This is a genomic window from Bacillus cereus group sp. MYBK79-1 (assembly GCF_051915365.1).
Classification (GTDB): Bacteria; Bacillota; Bacilli; order Bacillales; family Bacillaceae_G; genus Bacillus_A.
The window spans coordinates 161,916-186,572 of sequence record NZ_JBQAEO010000003.1; the positions used below are offsets into that span (position 1 = coordinate 161,916).

Genomic DNA, 24,657 nt, shown 5'->3' on the forward strand with positions numbered 1-24,657 from the left:
AGAGGAGGTGGAAAGATATGCTAGTCATAAGCGCGAACGAACAACGAAACTTAGTAAATATGAATGAAGTCATTGAATACGCGGCGCTTGCTTTAAAAGAATTTTCCGCAGAAAGAACGATTACACCAATACGCGGCTCATTACCATTTGCAAGCGAACAAAATACGGCATTGATTATGCCTTCAGTAGCGGAAGGACTTGAGGCACTTGGCTTAAAGGTAGTAACAGTAGTCCCCGAGAACAAAAAGATAGGAAAGAAAACGATAAACGGGATTGTAATGCTATCAGATTTTCAAACGGGAGAACCGCTCGCACTTTTAGAAGGATCGTACTTAACGATGATTCGAACAGGCGCCTTATCCGGAGTAGCGACAAAACATCTAGCTCGTCATAATGCAAAAACGTTATGCATTATCGGGACAGGCGAACAAGCGAAGGGAATTGCCGAAGCAGTATTTGCGGTTAGAGATATTGAAAAAGTCATTTTATACAATCGAACAGAGGAAAAAGCGTATGCATTCTCGCAATTTATACAAGAGAGATTCAATAAACCTGCATATGTTCACACAAATGCAAATGAAGCCATAAGCGAAGCAGACATCATCGTCACAACTACGAACGCATCCACACCAGTTTTCTCAGAAAAACTACAAAAAGGCGTCCACGTAAACGCCGTCGGCTCATTTAGACCGAATATGCAAGAACTACCATCTCACGCTATCACGAGTGCAACAAAAGTAGTAGTCGAATCAAAAGAAGCTGCATTAGAAGAAACAGGAGATCTTCAAGTTCCGATACAAGAAGGTCTATTTAAAGCTAGCGACATTTACGCCGAGCTTGGACAAATTATAAGCGGTGAAAGAGCTGGGCGTGAAAATGATGAAGAGATTACTGTTTTTAAATCGGTTGGTTTGGCGGTAGTGGATATCATTGTTGCGAAGTATTTGTATGAGAGAGCAGTGGAGCAGGGAGTTGGGAATAGGATTGAGTTTTGAGGGACTGCCTTTTGGTGGTCTTTTTTTGGGTGGGCGTTTGGTGTGGCTGTGGGATTGGTTAGTAGTTTTGGTGTTAGTTTTTGCGAAGTTTGTCGGTAAGTCGATATGTTGTGTCGAATCGTCGATATATTCGGAGTTGTGATCGATATAATTGGATAATCGTTGATATATTTTGGGGGAGTGTGGTATTCATTGGTAGGATGAGCTTAATGATATGTTGGAACATGTGAATCCTATGCAGATATCAAATCATTAATTCAATTAGCGTATGGAAAAAACTGCACCTCTAACAATTAGAGGTGCAGCTTTTTTACCATTCCCGCCATTCTTCTGTTATATCTTCTTCGGATTCTAAGCCAGCTATTCGTGCAGCTGCATCGATAAATTCATAGAGATCTTCTCTTTCCATTGTTTCGATAAAATGGTCATGTTCGATATTTAGTTCATTTAATTTAATAACGACCTCTTTAACAAATTGCATGACTTCGACTTCGGTTGGATTCTCGCCTAATTGCTGTAAATTGTTAATGTAAGTGTCAAGAACCTTATTTGTTGCACTTTATCGCAAGAATGCATTAATAGATTACAAACTTTCTACCTTTGCGAAAAAGTTTGACAATACATACGGGTAGTGGTAATTTAAAACCTATAAGAAAACTCGGTATTAATTCCGAGTTTTCTTATAGGTGTAAATAGTCGAGAGGGGTCGAAATATGAAAAAGAAGTTGTTTGCATTACCATTTGTCCTACTATTACTTATTGCATTAGCGGCTTGTTCTGGGGAGAAAGATTCTTCAAAGCAAACAGGAACTAGTACGTCGGGGACTCCGAAAGATGGAGGGGCGTTAACGATTGGTGTTAGTGATAATCCAGATACGATGAACCCACTTTATGCAAATGATCGTGTGTCATTAACCGTGCAGCAAGCTTTATATGCACCGCTGTATCATATGGAAGACGGTAAGAAAAAGTTTGTTCTTGCTGAGAGTTTTGCGCCGTCAGAGGATCAATTAACATGGACTTTAAAACTAAAGGATAATTTGAAATGGCATGATGGTAAGAAAATTACATCAGACGATATTGCATTTACATTCCAGTCTATTTTAGATGAGAAGCAAAATAGTTCAAGCCGTGAAAACTTTATTTTTAAAGGAAAGCCGCTTGAGGTGAAAAAAGTGGATGAGCTAACGACTCAATTCGTATTACCACAAGTAAGTGCATCTTTTGAAGGTGTGATGAATGATTTCTTCCCAATTCCGAAACATGTATTTGAAGGGGAAGCGGATTTAGCGAAGAGTAAGAAAAACTTACAGCCTGTAGGATCAGGTCCATTTAAGTTTAAAGAGTATAAATCAGATGAGTACGTTGCATTAGATCGATTCGATGATTATGTAGGTGGTAAGGCTAAATTAGACTCTATCGTATATCGCGTTGTAAAAGACCGTAATACAGCAAATGTTTCACTACAAAATGGTCAAATCAACATGAAGATGATTGAGCCGCAAGACTTTAAGAAATTAGATAGCACTGGGAACTTCTCAATGGTGACATTCCCTGAAGGTAGATTATTCTACTTATCTTATAACCAAAACACAGATCTTATGAAGAAAAAAGAAGTGCGCCAAGCAATCGCGCATGCGTTAGATAAGAAAGAAATGATTAACTCAGCATTCGTTTCTAGTCAATTTGCAGAACCAGCAAATTCAATCTTAACACCAGACGCTATGTATTATGCAAAAGACATTAAAGATTATAAGTATGATAAGAAAGAAGCGAAAGATTTATTAGCGAAAGCTGGCGTGAAAGATAAAGAAAAAGTACGTGTTATGTATGTAACGAATAATAAAATTATGGAAAGCTTAGCGCTTTATACACAACAAAAATTACAAGAAGTTGGCTTAGAAGTTGAACTGAATGCATTAGATGCTAGTGCAGCAAGTGAAAAAAGCTTAGATAAAGCGAATAAAGAATATGATATTACATTCGGTGGTTACATAATGGGACCTGAGCCAGATTCATATAAGAGCTTATTCTTAAGTAATGCTGAATACAATTATGCACGTTATAAAAACGCTGATTTCGATAAGTTATGGGAAGAAGCTGCAGTTGAAACAGATAAAACAAAACGAGCAGAACTATACCATAAAATTCAAGAGACAGCTAGAGAAGACTTACCTTATCTACCAATCGCATATCCGAAAGCAGTTATTGCAGTAGATAAAAAGTTTGATGGATTGAAAGAAGCAAAAGCAATTCCAGTTACAATGTTTGAAGATTTATCTAAGATTTATGAAGTGAAATAAGAAACTGTAAAGAAGCTGGTGGAAATCAGCTTCTTTATCAAGTTAAAGCCTGATTGATGTGGGCTAATGAAAGTTTCACTTTATCCCGCTTTAACGGGCAGTAAGACTCCCACCTTAAAATTCGGCTGAATAGGTGGTGGGATGGAAGATCAACTGCCCGTAAAAGCCCGATTGGTTCAACTAATAATCAGTGGGTGATGGACAAAACCCCCACTGATTAAAGTTTCACTTTATCTTGAGGGGGGAAGTTTGTGTATAAAGTAATTGGGAAGAGGCTTTTAAATGCAATTCCGCTTTTATTTGTTATTTCTATTATTTCTTTTCTATTAATAAAACTAGCACCGGGCGATCCGGTTCGAAACTTTGTCACGCCGAATATGAGTCCAATTGATGTTGAGCGTATTCGTACAAGTTTAGGGCTAGATCAACCAATTTATATGCAGTATATTTTATGGTTAAAAAATATTTTAACAGGGAACTTTGGTTACTCACTTCAAAATCATCGTCCTGTTTTAGACCTTATTGTAGAACGGTTACCTGCGACAATTGGCTTAATGGGATCATCTTTACTCGTCTCATTTGTAATCGCAATACCACTAGGACTACTTACAGGTGTGAAAAAGAATTCTATTTTTGATCGCATTGTAAACTTTATCTCTTATGTGGGAATCTCAATGCCAGTCTTTTGGTTCGCTTTACTATTAATCTACTTATTCTCTTTAAAGTTGAATCTTCTTCCAAGTATGGGTATGCGTACAGTCGGTCAAGATTCTTTCTTGGATATTGTTAAGCACGGCATTTTACCTTGTATGGTGCTAGCGTTCCAAAACGTCTCTGTTTATATGAGATATATTCGCTCAAGTACAATCCAGCAATTAGAAGAAGATTACGTGCAAATTCAATATGCGTACGGCGCTTCGAAGAAAACAGTTTTATTTAATCACGTACTTCGAAATGTATTAATACCGATCATTACAATTTTCGGATTATCTATTCCAAGTTTAGTAGGCGGAGCGTTCATTACGGAAACAGTATTCTCATGGCCGGGTCTTGGTTCACTTGGGGTAAATGCTATTTTTAGATTTGATTATCCAATTATTATGGCAATTACATTACTATCATCCTTCATGTTAATTCTTGGTAACTTAATTGCTGATATTTTATATGGCGTAGTAGATCCGCGCATTCGAATGAGGGGGTGATTTGGAATGAATAATAGGAGATTTCAAACGATAAAAAGTAGTTTTACGAAAAATAAGTTTGTACTAATGGGAGTTATTATACTTGCGGTTTTAACAATTGCATCGATATTCGCATTTATATCACCGTACGATCCTAGTAAAATGTCGATTCCAGATCGTTTACAAGAACCGAGTATGAGTCATCCTTTCGGAACGGATGATTACGGAAGGGATTACTTAACGAGGGCATTATATGGCGGACGCGTTTCGCTTGCGGTCGGTTTTCTTGCAATGGTTGTATCTATTACAATCGGAACCGCAGTCGGAACAATTAGCGGATATTATGGCGGAAAGTTAGACAACTTCTTAATGCGAATTGTTGAAGTCCTTATGTCAATTCCATCATTTTTCTTAATGCTGTTATTAAATGCTTATTTAAAACCAGGAATTACGACGTTAGTTCTTATTATTGGATTACTAACATGGATGGACACCGCTCGTATTGTAAGGGCAGAAACGCTATCTGTAAAAGAGCGCGAGTACGTTTTATATGCAAAAGTATCAGGACAAAAATCACTCACAATTATTGTAAGACATATCATTCCTAACATTTTATCAACCATTATTATCGCCGCAACATTAACAATTGCGACATCGATTTTAATGGAATCATCACTTAGCTTTTTAGGTTTAGGTATTAGAGAACCAGATTCTTCTTGGGGCAGTATGCTAAACAATGCGCAAGGATACATAGGTGAAGCTTGGTATTTAACACTCTTCCCAGGATTCCTTATCCTTTTAACGGTACTTAGTTTTAACGTAATTGGTGAAGTATTGAAGAAAGCTTTCGCGCCAAAAGGAGCTGGAAATGAAAACTAAAGTGTTAAGTGAAAGGAGTGAGCAACGTGTCTGAAAAACTATTAGAAGTGAATAATTTAAAGACTTCTTTTTTCATAGAAAGTGGAGAAGTAGAAGCGGTTCGCGGCGTTACATTTCGTTTAAATAAAGGAGAAGTAGTTGGTATCGTTGGGGAGTCTGGAAGCGGAAAGAGTGTGATGGCGAAGTCTGTTATGTCTCTCGTTACATCACCAGGGAAAGTGAAAGAAGGGGAAATTCTTTTTCATAATGAAAATATCCTTTCTAAATCCGAGAAAGAATTACGTTCTATTAGAGGAAATCAAATTTCACTTATATCCCAAGATCCAATGTCTGCGCTAAATCCAGTCGTGAAAATTGGAAAGCAAATGACGGAAGTAATTATACGGCATCAAAAAGTGAAAAAGAAAGAAGCAGAGCAGATCGCGGTCAACTTGTTAAAACAAGTCGGTCTTTCTTCACCAGAAGAAAGGGTGAAACAATATCCGCATGAACTAAGCGGGGGGATGAAGCAGCGAGTTATGATCGCAATGGCGATGTCTTGTAACCCAGACCTTCTCATTGCGGACGAACCGACGACAGCGCTTGATGTAACGATACAAGCACAAATACTAGATTTAATGAGAAACTTAAAAAATGAAACGAACATGGCGTTACTTCTTATTACGCATGACTTAGGAATAGTCGCACAAAACTGTACACGCGTTATCGTTATGTATGGCGGACTTATTATGGAAGAAGGGCCTGTACTCGATATTTTCCAATCGCCGAATCATCCATATACGAAAGGGCTATTAAACTCTCTGCCGAAAATATCGAACGGCGTAAAAGAAAGACTCGCGCCAATTCAAGGTGTAACGCCAAACTTATTAAACCCGCCACAAGGTTGCCCATTCGCTGAGCGTTGCCCGCATACGATGGATATTTGTGAAAAAGAACGTCCGCCATATTTTGAAATTGGAAACGACAGACGCTCTATGTGCTGGTTAAATGATAGGGCGGTAGGTGAATCACATGCATGAAGAAAACTTAATTGAAGTTCGGAACTTAAAAAAGTATTTTCCTATTAAAAAGGGGCTATTCGGCAGAAAAACAGAGCAATTAAAAGCAGTCGATGACTTAAGCTTCACAATTAAAAAAGGTGAAACATTCGGACTAGTAGGCGAATCGGGCTGCGGAAAATCAACGACAGGAAGAAGTATCATTCGTTTACACGATGTCACTTCAGGTAACGTTTTATTCGACGGAAAAGACATCGCAAGTTTAAAGGAAAGTGAACTAAAAGAATTTAGAAAAAGAATGCAAATCATTTTCCAAGATCCATACGCATCATTAAACCCGGCAATGAACGTATTCCAAATTATTAGCGAACCGATGAACATTCACGGTTCCTACGAAAAAGAAGAACAAAAAGAAATCATTTTAGACCTTCTGAAAAAGGTAGGATTAAAAGAAGAACACTTATATCGCTACCCGCACGAATTTAGCGGAGGCCAAAGACAGCGCATCAGCATCGCGCGCGCACTATCTGTAAAACCAGACTTTATCTTATGTGACGAACCAATCTCAGCACTCGATGTCTCAGTCCAAGCACAAGTCGTAAACATGCTGCAAGACATCCAAGAAGAAACAGGAGTCACATACTTATTCATCGCACATGACCTATCCATGGTAAGACACATATCAGACCGAATCGGAGTCATGTACTTAGGAAACATAGTAGAAATTGCCGACAGCGAAGACCTATACACAAAACCGGCACATCCATACACACAAGCACTACTTTCATCCATGCCAGAACCAGATCCAACAAACATAGGCAAAGAACGGATCATCTTGCAAGGAGAAGTACCAAGCCCACTCAACTCACCATCAGGCTGCAAATTCAGAACGCGCTGCAAATTCGCCACTGAAAAATGCGTCCAAGAAGTACCGAAGATGGTTGAGATTACGAAAGGGCATCAAGTGGCTTGTCATTTGTTTTAGAGGGGAAAGCACCGGGGGGACCTGGTGCTTTTTTTGTTTGTAGGGGACGTGGGATTGGTTGGTGGTTTTGGTGCTGGTTTTTGCAAAATTTGTCGGTAAGTCGATATATTGTGTCGAATCGTCGATATATTCGGAGTTGTGTTCGATATAATTGGATAATCGTTGATATATATCTATTCGGTGTGGGATTCCTGGGCAAAAGAGGGTTTAAGAGTATAGGATACAGTGGGAGTAGCTCTAAAAATCGTATAGATATCTTCAAGATTTACCGATAAAAATAAACGAGGCTCTCCCTCTTTTATTGTAAAATTGAGTGCTGCACAATCAAGCGGAATAATTGATTATCTAGTATGATTAATGTGTATGGGAAACTTCTTGCAAGAGAATGAGGAGATTAATATAAATGTAATCACTAATAATAAATGAAGGTATCGTATAGTAAGATGTTTAAATGTTTAAAACACAAGTTGTTTATCGGTAGAAGAGAAAAAAGATGTGAAATTATTTTAATGTTTTTGAAAAAAGGAGGGGATCAACAAATGGATAGATGGAAAAAGTTTTCGATGATTGTAGTTAGTATCGTGGTATTTGGTATATTTATAGGATATATGGTAGGAATGTTTTTCAATCCTGGAAGTGACAATAAGCAAATACAAGAGAGAACAGTTGATGCCAAAGGTGAGGAAATTGACGATTTGGTCAACTCTGAGGGTGTTATAATCGACTCTATGCACAAAATGTTGCATCAAAAAGTAATAGCTGATAAAAAGGTTGGTTTTATCGTAATGTCTCCTGAGAATATTAAAAAGCTTCGTCACTTGTTAGATCAAAGCGATAAAATAATGGAAAAAGAAAAATATGTTGAGATTTTAAATCGTTGGGAAAAAGGTGATTTTTCTCAAGCGGTTGAAGAACATAATTATATGTGGGAGCAAGCAGGAGGAGAAAGTACTGGAAAAGCAAAAAGATTAGCTACTCCAAAAGAAGAAAAAGCATATCTCAAAGAACAAAGCAAAAAAGAAGGTTCTAGTACAAAAATAGAATAAAAGGTAATAAAGCGTATAGATTCTTAATGGAATTGTATCTTATGCTGTAAGCTCCAAAAATTATTGTATCTATTCTATTGATATTCTTATATTTGGAGAGTAGATAGTAAAAGGGAGATTTCAAATTGAGTTCTTCCTTTTACTATCTACTTGAAAAATAATTTCCCCTTATAAGTTTCTATATAGATGCGCCCGTCTTTTTCTTCTTTTATTTCGCTATCAAAATGCTTTATCCAATCAACAATGCCTCGATCACTTTCTGTGACATGTTCTCTTACATATAGATATGAATGAATTGATTTATAAAATGTATAGTTAGTTAAAAGCCTTTGACCAAGAGAAATAGGAGTATCTGAATTTGGAGTCTCCTGAATTATATATGGAGATGGGAGAATGTTATTGTTAACATATACATAATATTTGGACTGATTAATGGCCGATTTTAGCCATATGATTTGAACTATTATTATAACTATGGTTACCGTTTTTTGTGCTTTTTTAAAATTTTGTCCTGGAAAAGAGTAGTAGATGAAAATCGGAATAGCAAATAAACCAACCCAAGCTACCCATTTGTCTATTGGTGCACCATTTATCCAAAAGATAAACCCTAAGGCTTTTGTAAATAAAAATAAAAAAACAAGACTTGTGCAAATTATTGATACATAGTATGTTTTATTTTTCATGATTTTCTCCCAAAAATATATGTTCATAAAACGAATATAAGAGTATTTTAAAAAGTATATATCATATAGATGTAAAGTCCAAAATAGTAACCTAAATTAAATATTGCAAGCATAACACGTTGGTAAGTTTTACTGGCTCCAGCTGAAAATAAAACGCCTATAAGTGGTGCAAATAAACCAACTTTCCAAAAGATATTTGCTGATCCGCCTATTTCTAACGTATGCTCATTTATTATAGTTAAAAGAGCATAAGGTACACAGGATAAAGATAATATAGCCCATTTGTTCAAAGTGCCACCTCTTTTCGATGTTTTAATATAAATAAAATGTTAATTTTATTTATAGATTATTGTATCAATTAAAGATTTGTATAGGGAATTTTTCTTTGGAATGTTAAAATAGTTTTTATTTTATATTTATTAAAGATAGAAAGTAGGAAAACATCATCCCAAGCTATAAATATACTTCTAGTACAAGGATACTATTCTTTTCTGCTATAAAGTTTAAAAACCTCTACTTATATGTAGAGGTTTTTAAACTGCATATTAATGAATTATGTTTTTTCAGATAAACGAAGATCATAGAATATATACTTTTAACTAGACTTATTATTAACTAATGTATCCCCACCACCAAGCTCCGCCTCAATCTGCGAAGTCTTCGATGACTCATCCATGCGCCAATATGTGATAAAGCTGATAGCGATACAACCAGCTACGTAGAAGTAGAATAGGGACTCCATTCCGATACTCTTTAGCCATAATGCGATGAACTCAGCTGTTCCGCCGAATATCGCAACTGTTAGGGCATATGGTAAACCTACGCCTAGTGCGCGAATTTCAGTTGGGAAGAGTTCGGCTTTTACAATTGCGTTAATGGAAGTGTAGCCAGTAACGATAATGAGACCGACCATCATAAGTAAAAATGCTACCATTGGTTCTGTCGTTTTTTCCATAAAGAAGAAGATTGGTGCTGTTAGTAACGTTCCGAGAATACCGAATGCCATTAATAGTGGGCGGCGTCCAATTTTATCGGATAGTAGCCCCGCAATTGGTTGAAGTACGACGAAAATAAGTAGTGCGGCAAAGTTAATCCAGCTTACAACTTCTTTCGGAAGACCGACTGTGTTTACCATGAACTTTTGTAAATATGTTGTGTACGTATAGAATGCGACAGTGCCTCCTAATGTTAGGCCGACTACTGTTAATACTGCTTTCGGGTGTTTCATAAGCGCGCGAACGGTTCCTGCATTTTCGCGTTTTTGTGATTTTATGTTTGAAAATTGTTCCGATTCATCCATCGTGCGGCGAAGCCATAATACAGCTACTGCGCCCATCGCTCCAATAATGAATGGAATGCGCCATCCCCAAGATTTCATATCTGGTTCGCTTAGTAATTGCTGAAGAACAATTTGAACGCCTAACGCAACCATCTGCCCAGCAACGAGCGTTACATATTGGAAGCTTGAATAAAAGCCACGGCGACCACTACTAGCCATTTCAGATAAATAAGTTGCAGAAGTTCCATACTCTCCGCCAAGTGATAATCCTTGTAGTAAACGAGCAAGAACTAAAATAATTGGTGCCATGATCCCGATGCTTTCGTAACTAGGTGTACAGGCGATAATTAAAGAACCACCGGCCATAACTGTAATCGAAAGTGTTAATGCTGCCCGGCGTCCGTGCCGATCTGCATATCGGCCCATTAATAAACTTCCGATAGGGCGCATTAAAAAACCAACTGCGAAAATAGCCGCTGTGTTCAGTAACTGACTCGTTGGATCGCCTTTAGGAAAGAACTCTGCTGAGAAGTAAACAGCGAAAGCAGAGTAAACGTACCAGTCATACCATTCAATTAAATTACCGACTGAACCTTTGAAAATATTGCCGGCGACTCGGTTAGATTTTGCTTGAGCCATAATAATTCCTCCTCTTGCTTAGTAATAAAAGGTATATATGAAAGCGTGTTCATTGTAGTTGAATTGTACTGTTTATAGAATAAAATCTCAATATTATGACAATTTTATTCTTTTTGTACTTTATGTACATGGAGAGTTTTAATAGTTGCTTCATTATTAGTTTTGTCATAATAATAGAAAAAGGAGATTGATAGTTTAGAATATTTTATCAAAGGATATGAAGCATGAAGAAATCACGCAAAGTGTCATTACAAACGAAAATAGTAAGCTTAATTATTACGTTAATATTATTTGTCGTTCTCCTATTAGCGGGAATATTTGTTTACATTCAGTCCGTTGATACGAAGCGCCAAGTGGAGCAGTTAGCACTTCAAACAGCGAAGTCGCTTTCTTTTATGCCTGCTATAAAAGATGCTTTTCAAAATAACGAGCATAAAAGTACGATTCAATCTATTGCGGAACAAGTTCGTGAGCAAGCTGGTGCAGATTATGTCATTATAGAAGATCGCTTTGGGGTGATGTATTCTCATTCTAATTCGGAGTTGATTGGTACAAAGAGTAACAATCCATATAACTATGAAGCACTCACTTTTGGCGGATACTATACGCTTGAAGGAAATGGTGAAAGTGGTCCGGCTTTAATGGCGAAGGCACCCATTATTGTTCATAACGGAGACTACGATCAAGTCGTAGGTGTTGTGACAGTAGAGTTTTTAATAAAAGGTATCGAATCTAACATACTGAGCAGAACGAAAGAAATTATACTCTTTTCTTTAGCGGTATTATTAGCCGGGATTGTTGGTGGCATCCTTTTAGCACGCAGCATCCGGAAAGATACACTCGGTTTAGAGCCGAATGAAATCGCAGCGTTATACCGGGAACGAAGCGCAATACTACTATCTATAAAAGAAGGAATTATCGCTATTGATCAAAACGGTTTGATTACGATGATGAACACATCGGCAGAAGAGATGCTACATGTAAATGGTGATTATATGCAGCAGCACATTTCAAAAGTTTTACCAGAATTTAATATGGAGAGAGTGCTAGAAAACGATCAAGAAATCGCGTTTCAAAATAAAGTGTTCATTTTAAACATGACGCCGATACTTGAAAATAACAGTACGGTAGGCGTTGTATGTAGTTTTAGAGATAAAACAGAACTGCAAAACTTAGTGAATACGATATCTGAGGTAAGAAAGTATTCCGAGGACTTACGCGCTCAAACGCATGAATTTACAAATAAGCTTTTCGTTTTATCAGGATTACTTCAGTTAGGACATTACAAAGAAGCGATTGAATTTATTCAGCAAGAATCTAATATTCATCAAAGTCAAAATCATATTTTATTTCATCAAATTCATGATGCAAAAGTACAAGCTATTTTATTAGGGAAAATCGGAACAGCATCTGAGAAGAAAATCGATTTTCATATTGAAGGAGATAGTGCGCTTCATCCGTTACCAGACCATATAAAAGTTTCGCACCTTATTACAATCCTTGGAAATATAATCGACAATGCGTTTGATGCGGTGAGTGAACGAGAGGAGAAGAATGTTTCCTTCTTTGTTACGGATATTGGGCACGATATTGTGTTTGAAGTGATAGATAGCGGGATAGGGATACCAGAAGAAAAAATCACGACCATTTTTCAAAAAGGGTTTTCAACGAAAGGAAATGATCGTGGTTACGGACTAGCAAACGTGAAAGAAATGGTAGATCTACTAGGGGGAACAATTGAGATTCAAAACGAGAAAAATGGGGGAGCGATTTTTACAATTTACCTTCCGAAAACATTGAGAGACAGTACATAACAAACAGGGGGATGGGCATATGTTGAAGGTTGCAATTGCAGAAGATGATTTCCGCGTCGCGCAAATTCAGGAAGAGTTTTTATCAAAAATAAAGGACGTAAAAGTGATTGGAAAAGCATTGAACGCGAAAGAAACGATGGAATTACTACAAAGAGAAGAAATCGATTTGCTTCTATTAGATAATTACTTACCAGACGGAATCGGCGCAGACTTATTGCCAAAAATTCATGCTGACTTTCCAAATATTGATGTCATTATGGTAACAGCGGCAAATGAAAACCATATGCTAGAAAAAGCAATTCGAAATGGCGTAAGCAACTACCTTATAAAACCGGTCACGTTAGAAAAATTCGTTCGCACAATTGAAGACTATAAAAGAAAGAAGCAATTATTACATAGTAACAATGAAGTGAATCAAGCGCTTATCGATAACTTCTTCGGCACTTCGCAAACACAAGATATAAAAAACTTACCGACAGGTGTGGATCCGTTAACATTGCAAAAAGTGAAAGGGATTATAAAAGGATTTGAAGCGGGAATTACAATAGAAGAAATGGGAGAACAAATGGGTGCCTCCAGAACAACCGCAAGAAGATATTTAGAATATTTAGTAGCGACAAACGAATGTACAGTAGAGTACACATACGGTATTATCGGACGACCAGAACGAAAATACCGAATAGGACGAGGACTATGAAAAAACGATTATTACTATGTATATGGATCATGACAGGAGTAATAGCTGGTTGTTCTTCGGAAAAATCTCAAACGAATACAGTAAACATAGACAAAGTAGAAATCGTTGCGCCAAACGTTCAAGGAGCAGGATGGGACTTAACAGCGCGAGCGATGCAAAAAACATTAACAGAAGAAAAAATCTTCACAAAACCAATCACTGTCACAAACAAAGTTGGTGGCAGCGGTGATGTCGGATGGAAATATACGAAACAAAAAGGCGGTCACGTACTCGCGATTAACTCAAGCTTACTCATAACGAACAATCTACTAGGCCACAGTAAACTAACATATAAAGACTTTACACCGCTCGCGACACTCGCATCAGATTGGGAAGTCGTTGTCGTCTCAAAAGACTCAAACATAGAAAACGCAAAACAACTCATGGAACAACTAAAACAAAACAAGAATAATTTCAAAATCGGCGTTGCCCCTGGCCTAGGAAACGACGATCACCTATCATTCGTACAAGTAGGCAAAGCATTCGGCATAAACCCTGCCGAACTACAATTCTTCGTCTACGAAAACAAAGAAAAAATCATAAACGCCCTAACGAACAAACAAATAGGCGCCGCAACCATGACCCTATCCGAAGCCGAAAAACAATACAAAGCCGGCAAAATAAAAATACTAGCCGTATCCGCACCAAAACGCCTAGACCGACTACCAGGAATCCCAACCTGGAAAGAACAAGGAATCAACGTCATCTTCCAGCACTGGAAAGGAATTATGGGCCCGAAAGATATGACGGAGGAAGAGGTTGCTTATTGGGATGGTGTGATTAAGAGGATGGTGGAGAGTGATAGTTGGAAGGGGATTTTGAGGGAGCGGGGTTGGGAGAGTTTTTATAAGGGGAGTGGGGAGAGTAGGGGGTTTTTGGAGGAGAGTAGTGGGTGGTATGGGGGAATGGTGAGGAAGAGGTAAATAGATCCCAAACAAAAGGTTTAGTATTTCGTGTATGTAGGATATACCCTCTTAAACATTTTGAATTTATCATATTAGTTATTTTATGAGATTAGGAAGTTTGGCTATTTTGTAAAAGTAAAATAATTGAATTTTATTGGAAAAATATATATAATTATATTGCCCTTAACGTTAGGTTTTGGGGATGTGGATGTTTCTTTGTCAAGTCTGGTGTTTCGAAGGATAACTCCGAGACCATTCCAGATATCTGACAAGGTTGACATGAACATGATTACTTCAATCATTCTGTCATCACCACCAATCCACAGTACTATTGTTGCCATAACTATAGTATACGAGTTAAATGAATCGCAGTCGCATGAATCATGCGGAAAGGAGTTTAAGCTCAAAGGGTCTTCTAACAACTGCAGTTAATATGGCCCTTTAAGCTCACTCAGTTAGTATGTCTAAAATAAAAATTAATTATGAAAAGTATCATATAAAACCATTTCCTCATTTTGATCAACGTATAAAAGTCAATAAAAAGGTAAAAGAAAATCTTCAAAATCCTTTTTACATAGCAGCGCATAGTTTTTATCCATTTATACATTACAAGAAAATATCATATAAATTTAAGAATGGTACCCTATCTTCTCCAAAAGAAAGAGATATTTTTTATTCTGGCCATATGGATGGTTATATATATAAGCATTATGGCGAAATTCTAAATCATAAGTATAACAATACTTGTATTGGAAAAGGAATTGATCATGTATCACTGGCGTATCGTAATAATAAAATGGGAAAGAGTAACATTCACTTTGCAGCTGAGGTAATTAATTTTATTTCTGAGCAACAACAAGCGTTTATATTTGTGTCTGATTTTTCTAGTTATTTCGACAGTCTGGATCATGCAATACTTAAAGAAAAATTAATAGAGGTCTTAGAAGAGCAGGATAAATTATCTAAAGATTGGTGGAACGTTTTTAAACATATTACAAGGTATAATTGGGTAGAAAAAGAAGAGGTAATTAGTGATCTTGAATGTACAAAAGAAAAAATAGCAAGGGACAAAAAAAGTAGAGAACGTTATTACACTCCCGCAGAATTCAGAGAATTTCGTAAGCGAGTAAACATTAAATCGAATGATACAGGAGTTGGAATTCCTCAAGGAACGGCAATAAGTGCTGTATTAGCTAATGTTTATGCAATTGATCTTGATCGGAAATTGAATCAATATGCTTTAAAATACGGAGGGATTTACAGGAGATATAGTGATGATATTATAATGGTGCTTCCCATGACAAGTGACGGTCAGGATCCATCAAATGATCATGTATCTTTTATTAAATCTGTAGTTAAGAGAAATAAAGTGACTATGGGCGATAGTAAAACGAGTGTTCTTTATTATGCGAATAATAATATTTACGAAGATTATCAAAGAAAAAGAGAAAGTAAAATGGACTATTTAGGTTTCTCTTTTGATGGAATGACTGTGAAAATAAGAGAAAAAAGCTTATTTAAATATTACCATCGTACATATAAAAAAATTAATTCAATTAATTGGGCGAGCGTAAAAAAAGAAAAGAAAGTTGGGCGTAAAAAACTATATTTACTATATTCACATTTAGGGAGAAATTATAAAGGGCACGGTAATTTTATATCGTATTGTAAGAAAGCACATGCAGTTTTCGAAGGAAATAAGAAACTAGAAAGTTTGATTAATCAGCAGATTAAAAGGCATTGGAAGAAAATCCAAAAGCGATTAGTGGATGTTTAGTTAAGGTTTTGTAACTAATAATTAAAAGAAAAAATGTATTATTTAGCTGATTTTCTAAAGATAAGGAAAGAGATGTAGTATATATACTGCATCTTTTTATTATGAATTTTAGTTGGGGCCTGAAGAAGGCGAAAAGTTGGCCATTTTATGTGAGTGATAAATAGGTATAAACATAAAAAAAAAGATTTTTCTAATAGTTTTATTGTTAAAGGTTAGAAAGGAAGAATAGTCATGAGTAAGTTAAGTAATTCTCTTCGGATGATAGAGCTTCTTCATGGACGAGGAAAAATGAAAATTAGCGAGCTCGCTGAAGAGCTTGAAGTTAAAGAGCGCATGATTCGTATCTATCGGGATGAGCTTGAAAAAGCAGGAATTTTTGTTGAAAGTGAAAGAGGGCGTGGGGGTGGATACTATATTTCTAATACATCCTTATTCCCAATAAAAAACTTGTCTCATAAAGAATTACATGCTTTAACATTTGCGGTTGAACAATTACTATCTAAAGGGAATTCTATATATTCAGGTGATGCACAAGTAGCATTGGATAAGCTGAAAGCATTAAGAAAACTGGAGAAAGATCGAGATCGTCATATTTATTTTGTGCAGCGGTCCAGACCGAATTATGAGTTTTCAGATGAAAGTCGAAAATATATACAGTTACAAGAAGCTTTTGGAGCAAGATGCAAAGTGAAAATTCAGTATGAAAAACAATCTGGTGAAAGATCTGAACGTATCATTGCTCCATATGGATTTGTACATTACAACGAGTTCTTCTACTGCATTGCCATGTGTGAGCGTAGAAAAGACACACGCATGTTCAAATTGTCCCGAATGAAAGATATTCGAATTATTTATGATATATACACAATCCCTGAGGAATTTGATATTCAAAAAGAGTTCCCTAGATTTGGAATTATGAATGAGCCACTAGAGGTAGAATTACTAATACATCCACCATTTACTGTGTCTGTACCAGAATCCATTTGGGGAGAAAATCAAATTATAGAATATAATTCGGATGGTAGTATTCAGTTTCGAGCAAGAATGAGTGGGGAAAAATCGATAAAGAAATGGATTTTGGGTATGGGAGCGGCTGTAGAAGTAATAAGACCAGATAGTTTAAGAGCTGAAATTCTTAAAGAAGGAAGAAAATTGTTAAAGTTATACGAAAAGTAAAACGAAATATATTTAAGGAAGTTTATGTATATAATAATAGATTTTATGGAATTCCAATCACCCAGTAAGAATTTTAGGTGATTGGAGTTTTTTTATCCAAAAAGTTTCAACAATAAGAAATATTGTAATTATGTGACGTTATTATTACCGGAAAGATTGCTAATATAGAGATATATTAAGAAAAGGAGAGTAGGATTATGCAGGATATGAAGTTGTTTTTGTTATATTTATTTTTAATTGTAGTAGGAGGGATGATATCTTACTTTCTTATAAATAAAGTGATTCTTCCGTTTTTAGAGAAAATTGGGGAAGTAAGCGCAAAGAGGTTAATGAAGTATTCAAACCAAATAATTAAAAATGTTCTGATGGCATTTGAATTGTTGGTTATCGTTGCGACAATGGCACTGATCTATTTTGTTTTTCAGATTATTATTGGAGCAGATATAGAGAGAATAAAATGGTCAATCTTAAGTGTAGTATGTGCTTACTCCGTATTTGTTGTAATAGTTAGCCGCATTAAGTTTGATATAGAAAAAGAATTAGGTGCTTTTAATAGTATTATCCAAAAAATGTTGAAAAAGATTAATCAAGATAATTATTTGATAAATAGACTAGGTATTCTATTTGGGAAAACTGCACTTAGTTTAATGATTCATATCACGATAATATGTGTTTTTTTCGTAGGGGTAGTCAATTTTAAACATATGCCATATCAAATTTATTATATAGTAATCATCATATTGCCAATTTCCTTAATAACTTTTATTTACTTTACAGATCGTGATTTAGTCTCGCAAAATATGAGAAGAATACTTAGTTACTTTTTATTAATGGTGATAGCACTTGGAAAAGGCTATAATGATTTTAAAATTTTGATGGGAATAGATACTCCTAATCAATTTAACGATTATTTAGTATTTCTTTTTTTAACGGTATTTATTGCAATGGATAGGTTGATAAAAAGTATTGTGGATGATTATATTGCCTATCATAAATCTGAGGAGAATATAGATTTAAGTGATGAAGCAAATTAAAGCTTTTATAAGATTAAAGGGACTTTATATAAGCTTAGAAAAATATTAATTAAGAGGAGAGTTCACATGAAATTTTCGGAGAAATTTGATTTGAAAAATCATAGTCAATCTAATTTTGATTTTGCTAATATACGTATTGATAGGGATAATAAACTTTTTATTGATCCTACACGTATAGTAGCTGAAGAGCGAGGTTGGTTTCAAAAGTGTGATTTAATTATTCAAGATTTTTTTAATACAATATTTGATTTGTATTCTAAAGGGGAAACAGATAAGGCGAGAGAATATTTTCAATCCTCAGGTGAATCGAATGAACTTTTTTTAGGCTATACTGAAGGTTTTCCGCGAGGTAACGGTAATTCAGAAGAATCATTAGCAAAAGTTTTTGAATATGTTCATAAGCAAGGGTTGTTAGAAGATGTTATTGTTGGAAGGTTAGAAGATTTTTATGTTTTCGTTCCAGAATTTGGGGAGGACTTATTATCAGATTTAGTAGCTAGCTTAATAAAGGCAGAATTAGTTTTATTTACCCAAGAACAATGTGAAATTCACGATATTGCCTTATCGTTTGATTTTGAATTCCATTATTGGAACCATGTTAAGCATAGATGGGAAGTGAAGATAGAACGCCTGCCTAGTTACAATGGACATCCAATTGTATTAGTACCGAAGGAAATAATGGTTTCAAAATATTTATATAGCTCTAATAGATATTGGACACAAGTAGTGAGTATATGGAGGCAACGTAAGCATCGTGAGGAAAACAGTATTTTACATCAAAAACGTCCGAAGTATGAAGAATTTGCTTCAAAAAAGGAAATTAAAAACTTAGAAGTAAATGAAACATCGATTACGGATAAACAATACTTAGTTAATATGACAAGAGAAAATCCTGCAATGATTGTTAGCTTCCGCAATAATATTACGAATACTCAAAGAGGTACTAATTCTAATAAAATGAGTGACGAAGAATTAGAAAAATTTATTCAAGATTCTTATCAATTAGTTGAAACTAGTGGAGAAATGAAATAGTTATTAGAAATTTATAGAAAAAAGGAGAGGATTCCTCTCCTTTTTTCTGTTTTAGAAGTATATATGTTGTTTCTATTGATATAGGTCATAAGAGCTTTTTTATTTTGAAGTAGATTGGTTGATTAAATAATATTGTTTTATTCATATGTTTTTTACTTGTAGATAGTTTGATAAAATAACAGTAATTGTAATTAATTGTAGCTACGGGGGATAAAGATGCTAGAAAAAATAATGATTGAATTTATTAAAGTAAAGCACCGAATTACTCATATCATTGATAGTAAATGTAATTGGATTACGACGATAAAAAATAATGAAGTATATGTAGAAAGGGAATTTGGAATAGAAGGAGAGTTGGATTTAGAATTTAGTGTGAATGGTGAAGAGATTCAACAAATTTGGCAAGACTTAATAAATGTTCAATTAGTTAATGTTAACGATTTTGTACGACAAGAGGAACGGAATGCTTTTCTTATATCGCTATTTGCAGCATTACCTTTTGTAAAGGTAACAAAAATTAATGGAGAAAGAGCTATTGCGTTTGAGGGCTTCCAAACAGATAATCTACCAAGCGAAAAATACGATAAAGTCATACTCTTTTTAGAAGAGATCATAAATGGTACATATAATCCAAGTACGTTAAGTGAACAAATGGATGAAAATTTATATAGTAGGAAGTCTCGCGCGCGTCAAGATTTAAGGTTACTGGGATTTTTGAATGAATCTCATGAAATGAATCAGCTTTTATTAAATGAATATGTTCAGTCGGAAGATAAGAATGCTTACATTGCACAGTTAGTTTTAAAGCAGGAATATTTCCGTCATGCTTTATTTATTCTTGGATTGCTAGAAAAGTATTCAAAGGGTGACAAGAAAGAGGCTCTAGTTGATTTGGGAATGACGATTGTCCGAAATTCATTAGGAGATAATTTGATGCTTGAATCAGTGGCGAAGAGACGTACGGGTAACTTACTGGATTGGCTGGAACAAGTAGGAATAATTAATGATGAATGGATTCCTGTTGAACAATATGAAAAAGATGATGGGGAAGAGAGCGGTAATATGAACAGTAATTTACGTGAAAAGTTTTTAACGGTTATGAATGAGTATTTACAGGCAAGAACAGAAAGATTCGCGAGTCATAAAATGGGATCGGTTGTTAGGAATGAGATGACAACGGAAATAACGAGATTACCATTTATTGATCATAATCAGTATGTTGTCACAGGATCAATTGGACAAGGAAACTGGGCTGCTGTTCCATGGCTTGCGATTATGAATAAAGATATTACGACATCTACGCAACGAGGATATTATATCGTTTATTTATTTAGTGAAGATATGGAGCGATTATATTTAACGCTCGCGCAAGGTGTGACGGAAACGTCTAAAGAAGAGATGCAAAAAATTAAAGAAGAGATTCGTGAGCAAATACATATGTCCCAAAATGTGAAAAAAGATGATGAAATTTTCCTAGGGACAAGCTCAAAAGCGAAAGGATATGCGAATTCAACAGCTGCATATATTGCGTACGATGCTAATAAAATGCCAAGTGAAAAAGAATTAGTAGAGGATCTAGAAGAAATGCTTCGCTATTATGAGGGATTCATAGCTTATAAAGAGGAAGGAACAAAATATGAAGTGATTTATGGGAGGAAAGAAGTCCATTTAGATCAGCAATCCATTATTGATCATGTGTCTTCCTATATTCAAAGTAAGGGTTTCTTTTATGAGAAAAAGGATCTTATTAACTTTTTCCTTTCATTAAAGACGAAGCCGTTTGTAATTTTATCAGGTATTTCAGGTACAGGGAAAACGAAAATTGTGCAGTGGTTTGCGGAGAGTTTAGGGGCAACAGAAGAGAATGGACAATTTACGCTTATTCCGGTTCGACCTGATTGGAGTGATAGCTCTGATTTACTTGGTTATGTGAACCTTCAAGGGGAGTTTCAAGAAAGACCGTTAATTAACGTTCTTGAAAACGCAGCTGCAAATCCAAATAGGCCGTATTTTGTAGTGTTGGATGAGATGAACTTAGCTCGAGTGGAATACTACTTTAGTGACTTTTTAAGTGTAATTGAAAGTCGTAAGTGGAAAGATGGAAAAGTTGTTACGTCACCAGTACTTCCAGAATCAATTACGAATAAGCATATTACAATTCCATCAAATGTATATATTATCGGAACGGTAAATATGGATGAAACGACACATCCGTTAAGTAAGAAAGTATTAGATCGTGCGAATACAATTGAGTTTAATACTGTTAACTTAGATTATTTTAATTTTTTAATGGATGTAGAAGAGAAGGAAGCTGAAATTGCTTCAAATCGCTCTTTAGAAACCGAGTATCTTCATCTAAAAGAATGTTTTAAAGAAAACGAAGATCTTGTTAGAAATATATCGAACGTTTTAATAAAAATAAATAAAATACTTGAATCAGTTGGAGCTCAAGTTGGGTATCGTATACGAGATGAAATTTGCTTCTATATGGCATATAACGAGCAAGGGAAGTTATTATCGTTCGATGAGGCGCTTGATTATCAAATATATCAAAAGATTTTACCGCGTCTTGCAGGAAGTGATGGAAGAACGGAAGAGGTATTAAAGCAATTGTATGTATTATGTGCAAATGAAGAATATGATAGTGGCAATAGTGATGCTTCATATGCTAAGTATCCTCGTTCCGCTAACAAGCTGTCTCATATGTTAAGGAGGTTCGAGTATGATGGTTTCACCTCTTTCTGGATCTAATAATGAGATAGAGCTAGTTAAGATTGAAACAGAGGAGCTATCATTGACGATTAAAGGAAATCCTTATCATGAAAAATATGAGAGTTTAAAAGAATATCACGCTATGAACGCGGATGAAATGATGTATTTTCATGTAGATGGGAAGACAGAATCCGTTTCTGTATTTGATGCGAGATTGCAGAGGCTAGACGAATGGAACGAACACCCGCCAATCTTTTTTGAAAATAGAAGTTATCAGCTTGTTGTTGTTCCGAAAAATAACAAGCAGCTCTCTTTTTATCATGAACATCCGGGTTTTCGAAAACAAGTTAGTTCTATTCAAATGGGACCACTCCATGTGTTAATGGGGAATCTTTCGTTTCCAAATGAAGTAGGAAATACAACATTCGAAATTAAAGACGAGCAAGATACTTTATTAACCGTTACATTTGAAGTTTTCCCGGCAAAGCTTGATTATAAGGATGATTATAGAGCCTTATTGGATGAAGTAAATGATGAAATTTATAATTTAGCGTTTCATTTACTAAAGAGAACTTACTTAGGAGCATCTGCAATTTACGCTACAAATCCATCGAAGAGTGAGTTTTATCGTATTTTAAATGATTCCTTTGAGCGGTTTATGAAGTCGATCTCTCATATTAAAAGACAGCCGCATCATACGCTTATGACTAGACATCAACTTGTACGAGGAGAAAAAATTCGTAAATTGGATTCTGTCGGAATGAACTATTTGCGAAAGCGACCACACTTGCTGCAAGGAGAAAACAGTATACCGACTAAAGGGATTACAGCTTATAAGGAAGTTTCTTATGATACGCTGGAAAATCGATTTGTTAAATGGATGATTCAAAGAGTCGTACATAAAATAGATGATCTACTTAAGGCGCTAGAGTCAAAATCGAGATATACACGTGGTGTAACGGATGAAGATTTACTAGAACGTGTAAAAAATATGAAGTATCGAATGAAAAATGAATTGAACGATCCATTTTGGAGAGGAATCGGAAAATTAGATCGCTCTGTCTTTTCACTCGTTATCCAAATGGCTGCAGGCTATAGAGATGCGTATCAAATCTTCTTAATGCTATCGCGAGGTTTAACATTAAGAGGACAAATTTTCAAAATGTCGGTAAAAGATGTCGCAAGGCTATACGAATACTGGACATATTTAAAACTCGGACAAATTCTATCAAAGAAATATATACCGCTCCATCAAGATGTTATTCAAGTTAAACAAGACGGTTTGTACGTAACGTTAGATGAAAGTAAAACCGCAAAAAGAACGTTCAAGCATCCAGTCACTGATGAAGTAATAGAACTGTATTTCCAGAAAAGAAACGGTAGACTGCCAACAGTTACACAAAAACCGGATACGATGCTCGCTATTGAGAAAAAGGGAAAGAAGTATCAATATCAATACATTTTTGATGCGAAATACCGAATTGATTTTGCTGAAAGATCTCATTATAAAAGGAAGTATGGCACCCCTGGTCCAATGGAAGAAGATATTAACACAATGCATCGTTACAGAGACGCACTAGTAGTGGAACAAGAAGGGCCTTTTGAGCGAACAGCTTACGGAGCGTACGTACTATTCCCATGGAGCCAAGAGGAAGCGTACGAAAATCATCCATTTTATAAAAGTATCGAAAAAGTAAATATCGGTGGCTTTCCATTCTTACCAAACGCAACAAGACTAGTCGAACAATTTCTAGACCATCTCATTGAAAAAAGCCCAGAAGAAATTATAAGAGAAGGCATCCTTCCAAGAGGCACAAAAGAAGAATGGCACTCCTCGCTAGAAGAAAAAGTATTAGTGGGCAGTGTGAAAACTGAAGCCGACTATGAAGCATATAGAAAAGAAGGTTTATACCAGTTACCAGTCACACAGTTAAAACCAGGATGGCAAGAAGCAAAGTACATAGCATTATATGCACCGAAAAAATGGCACGGAGAAAAAGGCGGAATCCAATACGTAGCCAAAATCAAACACATTCAAATGCAACAAAACGATGAGTATGTATATTTCAAACTAGAGCCATGGAAAAAACTAGAACACCTCATCCGCCCAGTAGGATATGGCATTCAAACATACACAATAACAACTATGTCGTTATTAAAAGAAGTACAAGAACTCCCGGAAATATTCATGAAATCAAAGGAAGAACGAACTCTTTGGAAAACGCTACGCCGTTTCACGAAGCAAGTTAAGGTTGAACTGGATCATCGTAATTTAGATGAGGCATCTTCTATTAAGAGTTATTATGTGCAGGATGTTCAGATTTGGGTTGATTATGAGAATGGGGTTGTTATGGTGGGGAGAGATGGGAGAGTTAAGGAAGTTCCTTTGGAGTTGGTTGTTGGTAGGGGTTCGGTGTTGTTTAGGGAGGTTTTAGAAGTATTAAATGTTGGGAATAGTACTTAGATACAAAGAGAATCTATAT

19 protein-coding genes and 1 pseudogene are annotated in these 24,657 nt (G+C 35.7%); 16 read left to right on the forward strand and 4 right to left on the reverse strand.

Translation table 11 applies throughout. The features are described 5' to 3' along the window. Window positions 1-17 precede the first annotated feature (17 nt). Window positions 18-995 (forward strand): ornithine cyclodeaminase family protein, encoded by a 978-nt coding sequence (locus ACTFOB_RS07630; RefSeq protein ID WP_440026443.1) that lies wholly within the window; start codon window positions 18-20, stop codon window positions 993-995. A 310-nt stretch (window positions 996-1,305) separates the two neighbouring features. On the opposite strand, the pseudogene ACTFOB_RS07635 reads toward ACTFOB_RS07630, so the two are convergent. Next, a pseudogene (locus ACTFOB_RS07635) lies at window positions 1,306-1,554 on the reverse strand (hypothetical protein); the annotation flags it as partial. Window positions 1,555-1,708: 154 nt separating this feature from the next. On the opposite strand from ACTFOB_RS07635, the gene ACTFOB_RS07640 reads away from it, so the two are divergent. The 6 genes from ACTFOB_RS07640 to ACTFOB_RS07665 all read left to right on the forward strand — a co-directional run bounded on the left by ACTFOB_RS07640 (window position 1,709) and on the right by ACTFOB_RS07665 (window position 8,387). Continuing rightward, window positions 1,709-3,298, forward strand: a complete 1,590-nt coding sequence (locus tag ACTFOB_RS07640) for an ABC transporter substrate-binding protein (RefSeq protein WP_440026445.1) — start codon at window positions 1,709-1,711, stop codon at window positions 3,296-3,298. Window positions 3,299-3,549: 251 nt separating this feature from the next. Beyond that, window positions 3,550-4,500 (forward strand): ABC transporter permease, encoded by a 951-nt coding sequence (locus ACTFOB_RS07645; protein WP_440026447.1) that lies wholly within the window; start codon window positions 3,550-3,552, stop codon window positions 4,498-4,500. Window positions 4,501-4,506: 6 nt separating this feature from the next. Then, window positions 4,507-5,358: an ABC transporter permease gene (locus ACTFOB_RS07650; protein WP_440026449.1), complete on the forward strand. Its 852-nt coding sequence runs from the start codon at window positions 4,507-4,509 to the stop codon at window positions 5,356-5,358. Window positions 5,359-5,384: 26 nt separating this feature from the next. Then, complete coding sequence (locus tag ACTFOB_RS07655; RefSeq protein WP_440026451.1) at window positions 5,385-6,377, forward strand: ABC transporter ATP-binding protein; 993 nt, start codon at window positions 5,385-5,387, stop codon at window positions 6,375-6,377. Further along, the gene (locus ACTFOB_RS07660) at window positions 6,370-7,341 is read left to right on the forward strand and encodes an ABC transporter ATP-binding protein (protein ID WP_440026453.1); all 972 of its coding nucleotides are present in this window, start codon (window positions 6,370-6,372) and stop codon (window positions 7,339-7,341) included. Before ACTFOB_RS07655 ends, ACTFOB_RS07660 begins: the two co-directional genes overlap by 8 nt. Before the next feature lie 539 nt (window positions 7,342-7,880). After that, window positions 7,881-8,387, forward strand: a complete 507-nt coding sequence (locus tag ACTFOB_RS07665) for a PRK06770 family protein (RefSeq protein WP_227557670.1) — start codon at window positions 7,881-7,883, stop codon at window positions 8,385-8,387. A 146-nt stretch (window positions 8,388-8,533) separates the two neighbouring features. Here the strand turns inward: ACTFOB_RS07665 and ACTFOB_RS07670 are convergent, their stop codons facing one another. The 3 genes from ACTFOB_RS07670 to ACTFOB_RS07680 all read right to left on the reverse strand — a co-directional run bounded on the left by ACTFOB_RS07670 (window position 8,534) and on the right by ACTFOB_RS07680 (window position 10,988). Further along, window positions 8,534-9,070, reverse strand: coding sequence for a hypothetical protein (locus tag ACTFOB_RS07670; protein ID WP_440026455.1), 537 nt, complete (start codon window positions 9,068-9,070; stop codon window positions 8,534-8,536). A 47-nt stretch (window positions 9,071-9,117) separates the two neighbouring features. Next, window positions 9,118-9,360 (reverse strand): hypothetical protein, encoded by a 243-nt coding sequence (locus ACTFOB_RS07675; RefSeq protein ID WP_097858031.1) that lies wholly within the window; start codon window positions 9,358-9,360, stop codon window positions 9,118-9,120. Between the two features lie 305 nt (window positions 9,361-9,665). After that, on the reverse strand, window positions 9,666-10,988 hold the full coding sequence (locus ACTFOB_RS07680) for an MFS transporter (RefSeq protein WP_440026457.1): 1,323 nt from the start codon (window positions 10,986-10,988) through the stop codon (window positions 9,666-9,668). 224 nt (window positions 10,989-11,212) lie between these two features. Between ACTFOB_RS07680 and ACTFOB_RS07685 the strand changes: the two genes are divergently transcribed. The 9 genes from ACTFOB_RS07685 to ACTFOB_RS07725 all read left to right on the forward strand — a co-directional run bounded on the left by ACTFOB_RS07685 (window position 11,213) and on the right by ACTFOB_RS07725 (window position 24,638). Next, on the forward strand, window positions 11,213-12,802 hold the full coding sequence (locus tag ACTFOB_RS07685; protein WP_440026459.1) for an ATP-binding protein: 1,590 nt from the start codon (window positions 11,213-11,215) through the stop codon (window positions 12,800-12,802). 19 nt (window positions 12,803-12,821) lie between these two features. Continuing rightward, the gene (locus tag ACTFOB_RS07690) at window positions 12,822-13,499 is read left to right on the forward strand and encodes a response regulator (RefSeq protein WP_440026461.1); all 678 of its coding nucleotides are present in this window, start codon (window positions 12,822-12,824) and stop codon (window positions 13,497-13,499) included. Then, the gene (locus tag ACTFOB_RS07695; protein WP_440026463.1) at window positions 13,496-14,461 is read left to right on the forward strand and encodes a tripartite tricarboxylate transporter substrate binding protein; all 966 of its coding nucleotides are present in this window, start codon (window positions 13,496-13,498) and stop codon (window positions 14,459-14,461) included. The genes ACTFOB_RS07690 and ACTFOB_RS07695 overlap by 4 nt, the downstream gene beginning before the upstream one ends. Before the next feature lie 442 nt (window positions 14,462-14,903). Beyond that, complete coding sequence (locus ACTFOB_RS07700; protein WP_440026466.1) at window positions 14,904-16,220, forward strand: reverse transcriptase domain-containing protein; 1,317 nt, start codon at window positions 14,904-14,906, stop codon at window positions 16,218-16,220. Window positions 16,221-16,451: 231 nt separating this feature from the next. Further along, on the forward strand, window positions 16,452-17,396 hold the full coding sequence (locus ACTFOB_RS07705) for a helix-turn-helix transcriptional regulator (protein ID WP_440026467.1): 945 nt from the start codon (window positions 16,452-16,454) through the stop codon (window positions 17,394-17,396). A 197-nt stretch (window positions 17,397-17,593) separates the two neighbouring features. Beyond that, the gene (locus ACTFOB_RS07710; protein ID WP_440026469.1) at window positions 17,594-18,430 is read left to right on the forward strand and encodes a hypothetical protein; all 837 of its coding nucleotides are present in this window, start codon (window positions 17,594-17,596) and stop codon (window positions 18,428-18,430) included. Window positions 18,431-18,496: 66 nt separating this feature from the next. Further along, entirely contained in the window at window positions 18,497-19,462 is a 966-nt protein-coding gene (locus tag ACTFOB_RS07715) for a hypothetical protein (RefSeq protein WP_440026471.1), read from the forward strand. 216 nt (window positions 19,463-19,678) lie between these two features. Next, window positions 19,679-22,213 carry an MrcB family domain-containing protein gene (locus ACTFOB_RS07720; RefSeq protein WP_440026472.1) on the forward strand — a complete coding sequence of 845 codons (2,535 nt, stop codon included), beginning with the start codon at window positions 19,679-19,681 and terminating at the stop codon, window positions 22,211-22,213. Beyond that, window positions 22,188-24,638: a DUF2357 domain-containing protein gene (locus ACTFOB_RS07725; RefSeq protein WP_440026745.1), complete on the forward strand. Its 2,451-nt coding sequence runs from the start codon at window positions 22,188-22,190 to the stop codon at window positions 24,636-24,638. The genes ACTFOB_RS07720 and ACTFOB_RS07725 overlap by 26 nt, the downstream gene beginning before the upstream one ends. Window positions 24,639-24,657: the final 19 nt, after the last annotated feature.

Excerpts from the sequence above, each read along its gene's own strand:
- ACTFOB_RS07710 (WP_440026469.1), top strand. The coding sequence starts at position 17,594 with ATGCAGGATATGAAGTTGTTTTTGTTATATTTATTTTTAATTGTAGTA.
- ACTFOB_RS07630 (WP_440026443.1), top strand. The coding sequence starts at position 18 with ATGCTAGTCATAAGCGCGAACGAACAACGAAACTTAGTAAATATGAAT.
- ACTFOB_RS07650 (WP_440026449.1), top strand. The coding sequence starts at position 4,507 with ATGAATAATAGGAGATTTCAAACGATAAAAAGTAGTTTTACGAAAAAT.
- ACTFOB_RS07640 (WP_440026445.1), top strand. The coding sequence starts at position 1,709 with ATGAAAAAGAAGTTGTTTGCATTACCATTTGTCCTACTATTACTTATT.
- ACTFOB_RS07695 (WP_440026463.1), top strand. The coding sequence starts at position 13,496 with ATGAAAAAACGATTATTACTATGTATATGGATCATGACAGGAGTAATA.
- ACTFOB_RS07680 (WP_440026457.1), bottom strand. The coding sequence starts at position 10,988 with ATGGCTCAAGCAAAATCTAACCGAGTCGCCGGCAATATTTTCAAAGGT.
- ACTFOB_RS07665 (WP_227557670.1), top strand. The coding sequence starts at position 7,881 with ATGGATAGATGGAAAAAGTTTTCGATGATTGTAGTTAGTATCGTGGTA.
- ACTFOB_RS07715 (WP_440026471.1), top strand. The coding sequence starts at position 18,497 with ATGAAATTTTCGGAGAAATTTGATTTGAAAAATCATAGTCAATCTAAT.
- ACTFOB_RS07685 (WP_440026459.1), top strand. The coding sequence starts at position 11,213 with ATGAAGAAATCACGCAAAGTGTCATTACAAACGAAAATAGTAAGCTTA.
- ACTFOB_RS07670 (WP_440026455.1), bottom strand. The coding sequence starts at position 9,070 with ATGAAAAATAAAACATACTATGTATCAATAATTTGCACAAGTCTTGTT.
- ACTFOB_RS07705 (WP_440026467.1), top strand. The coding sequence starts at position 16,452 with ATGAGTAAGTTAAGTAATTCTCTTCGGATGATAGAGCTTCTTCATGGA.
- ACTFOB_RS07690 (WP_440026461.1), top strand. The coding sequence starts at position 12,822 with ATGTTGAAGGTTGCAATTGCAGAAGATGATTTCCGCGTCGCGCAAATT.
- ACTFOB_RS07720 (WP_440026472.1), top strand. The coding sequence starts at position 19,679 with ATGCTAGAAAAAATAATGATTGAATTTATTAAAGTAAAGCACCGAATT.
- ACTFOB_RS07725 (WP_440026745.1), top strand. The coding sequence starts at position 22,188 with ATGGTTTCACCTCTTTCTGGATCTAATAATGAGATAGAGCTAGTTAAG.
- ACTFOB_RS07660 (WP_440026453.1), top strand. The coding sequence starts at position 6,370 with ATGCATGAAGAAAACTTAATTGAAGTTCGGAACTTAAAAAAGTATTTT.
- ACTFOB_RS07700 (WP_440026466.1), top strand. The coding sequence starts at position 14,904 with ATGTCTAAAATAAAAATTAATTATGAAAAGTATCATATAAAACCATTT.